A 3,237-nucleotide genomic window follows, 5' to 3' on the forward strand; every position below is an offset into this window, starting at 1 on the left:
GTGTGATGAGGGGTGTGGTGGGGAAGTTGCCCTGCGACATGGTGTTGTAGGCATAGATGCCACTACCGTCCGCACCGCTGTAGAAGACTAAGTTTCGCGTCGGGGCGGAGGTCATCACGGAGGTGGCATCGAGGTGAGCCGCAGCAGGGACCTCCGTGGAGAGGAGGACCTCCTGCTGGACCCGCTTAGCCTTCGGTACATCGTGAGTGCCTGGGTTGATCAGCAGATGCTTGATCGTCTCGTCGCTCTTGCTCTTGAGGAAGAGGGCTACCCGCAACCGATCGCCGGTAAGGACCATATGGGTCAGGCTGTAGCCCTTTGTCTCGTCATTAAACCAAACGCCATACTTAGTCGTCAGTTCTTTGTAGCGTGCCACGATTTTCTCAGCCCCGTTGTCGTAGGCGAGGTAGCCGTCGAGCTTCTTCGGATCAGTCTTATCCGTGAGCCAGGAGACGGTCGTAGGTGCCAAGCTGAGCGCCTCACGTGCTATGCCGAGCTCTTTTGCGATAGCCTTCAGGTCGCTATTGGCAGCCTCCAGCTTATAGACGTCGAAGTCTCCAAACCGGCCGTTGTAGAAGAACCGTCCCTTAGAGTCGGCCCAAGTACCCTGTAGCGTAGTGATCTCAGACTTGAGGGACAAGGTCTTGGCGAGCTCCATCTGATCGGGCTCGAGCATATAGAGGTTGCTGCCACAGGCGAGTAAGAAGCCCTTGTAATGGTAAGCGACATTAGTCGCAAAGGTAAGGTCGTGCGGCTTACCCACAAAGGTACCGGCTGCGTTATTGAGCGTCAGCACTTCGTAGTCCACCTCCTTGTCGGGTTTCGAGGGTTCCACAAAGCCGATCGTGGCGGCTCCGCTCTCCTCACCAAGGAGGTAGAGCCCCTGTCGGAAGCGGTACTGCACATTGATCGTGGATCGCTGTACGAGAGTTGTCTCGCCATTAGTGATCAGGAGTCGGAGCGGATAGAGACCCGGCTTGGAGCAGTGATACTTCAGCGTCGACTCCGTCGATACCTCCTCGTAGCCCACCTCCCAGGAGTACTTGACATCCTTGGAGGTACCATTGAGTGTCAGCTTGGGTGCCGGTATCTCCAGCAGTCGTCCCTCATCGGCGGTGTAGACTTCCTTGAGCTGCTCCTCTGTAGTGATCTCGGTGACAGGCTGCTCCGGCTCGGTAGAGTGGTCCTTGAAGCATGAGGTGAGCAGAGAGCAGGTGAGCAGTCCCGGGAGGATCATCCGGGAGAACCTATATATAGTGTGTGACATAAATAATTACTCTTCGAAGCTAATGAATGCGGATGGATCGAAGTCCGACAGTGGCACCTCCAGCTCGGGGTGTGCCTTGAAGTAGTCAAAGACCTTCTTGATATTGACAAATAGCTTGGTGAACTCACTATTATTAAGCGACTCCTCCAGTACAGCCGGGTCACTGTCGTAGTACTCAAGCAGCTTGAGGTACTTTAGGCGGTGGTAGGGACCAAAGTAGTAGGCGTAGTAGACCCACCAGTAGGGCTCCGCAACATAGTTGTCGAAGGTGATGACCTGGAGGTTGTCTGACTCAAAGGCGATCTTAAGATCCTCACTGGACTTGAGCCTCAGGACCAGACGCAGAGCCTCTTCCTCCTCCGAAGAGATGCCACTGCGCAGAAGCTCGACTCGGAGCGTGTCCGTCACCGCACCAGAGCGGAAGTGGTAGGACGTCTCTAAGGGCGTATAGTGTACCCCTGACTGGGCGGTAGATGCCTCAGGGTCTGCCTCTACGTGATAGGTAAGGTCCTTGGTGGGGATATCACCGACGATGCGTAGAGGGATCTCGACTATATGCGTCTCCACCTCTGCAGGAAGTGGTCCGAAGGAATAAGCTTGCAGCGTGTCAGCCTGTTGCTTGTGGTCAAAGTAAATGGCTGAGGAGCCGATGTACTGACCGTCGGGGGTGAAGTCCCCCTCGTATGTGATCCTATTGCAGCTCGTGCCAAGCAGCCCGAGGAGGGCGAGTGGGGCGAGCAGTCGTATGGCGCTTTTCATAAGATAATCCTTTTGTCTCATTTCTTATTGGTCTCGGCGGTGAAGCCAAATTCTCTCTCCTTCTCCGGCCACGGGAGGATGTAGATCTCATTAGAGGCCGGGATGGACTCCTTGCCTCTACGGTCGAGGATCGGGAGGTTGTAGTGCTTGTAGGCAAAGAAGATCTGTCCCTCGCCCGGCATTTCGCGCATCCGCTCTCGCATCATCTCGCTGATGTACTTCTCCTTGGTGTCCACCTTAGCCGGATCGATCTCGGCGAGACCGCGACTCTTGCGGACGGCATTGAGCAGCTCAAGAGACTGGGTGCGGTCGCTGTCGTAGAGACACTCGGAGAGTATGTAGTACATCTCCGGCAGGCGGATCAGGGTCAGACCCTCAAAGTCTCCTTTATTCAGCTCAGCCTCATTGGACAGCAGGCGGGTAAATGCAGTGAGTCCACCGGAGAGCTCCTTGTAGAAATGCCCATATCGCAGGTCTACGCTGGTGGCGGTAAACTTGTCCGTCTCGTAGAGCTCCTTGAGGTCCGTCCTCGCCTCGGTGAAGCTGCCGGAGGAGGTGTTCTGGAGGAATGTATCATAGACGGTCCTCGCTATACGAGGTGCGTAGAGACCGAAGAGCAGCTCTCCCTGAGCCGGGTAGCGCTTCACTCTCTCGAAGTCCCCCTTCTCGACCAGCCCGAGCTTCATCGTCCCCTCCGGTGCATCGGCAGTGGTGGCGGTGGCATCAATGACCTTGCGGGCGTAGGCGGCTGCCTGCGTCAGGTCTCCCATCGTGTAGTAGATCCGTGCCTTAAGTGCAGAGACAGCGTACTTATTGAGGTGCACGTACCGCTCGTCTAAGTAGATATCGACGGAGGTGCCCATCGGTAGGTAGAGGCTGACATCTGATGCGAGGAGCTTCTCTGCCTTATCGAGGTCGGCAAGGATATTCTTATAGCTGTCTTCGATCGAGTAGAGCTGTTTATTCTGCAGGTCGGCCTTATAGGCATAGGGAATGCCACTCTGTCCCGCACGCTGAGTGTAGTCGGCTGTATAGAGACGGAGCAGGTCGAAGTGGAGGAAAGCTCGGAGTGCATACGCCTCGCCCCCGATCATATCGAGCGTAGTACCCTTGAGGTCTGTAGTCTCATAGGCATCGATCAGCTCATTGACATACGAGATCACTGCGTACTGATTGGTCCAGATCTGGTCGATCGTCGGGCGTACCTTCAG

General features: G+C 55.7%; 3 protein-coding genes. All 3 read right to left on the reverse strand.

Annotation, left to right across the window (positions count from 1 at the left end; genetic code table 11):
- Positions 1 to 1,267: hypothetical protein (locus tag Q0F21_RS06640; RefSeq protein WP_297238498.1), on the reverse strand; the 1,267-nt coding region annotated here is incomplete at its 3' end.
- Positions 1,268 to 1,273: 6 nt separating this feature from the next.
- Positions 1,274 to 2,026, reverse strand: coding sequence for a DUF4843 domain-containing protein (locus tag Q0F21_RS06645; protein WP_297238500.1), 753 nt, complete (start codon positions 2,024 to 2,026; stop codon positions 1,274 to 1,276).
- Positions 2,027 to 2,043: 17 nt separating this feature from the next.
- A partial coding sequence (locus Q0F21_RS06650) for a RagB/SusD family nutrient uptake outer membrane protein (RefSeq protein ID WP_297238502.1) occupies positions 2,044 to 3,237 on the reverse strand: 1,194 nt, incomplete at its 5' end.

This window comes from uncultured Porphyromonas sp., from assembly GCF_934359325.1.
In the GTDB taxonomy this organism is placed as follows: Bacteria; Bacteroidota; Bacteroidia; order Bacteroidales; family Porphyromonadaceae; genus Porphyromonas_A.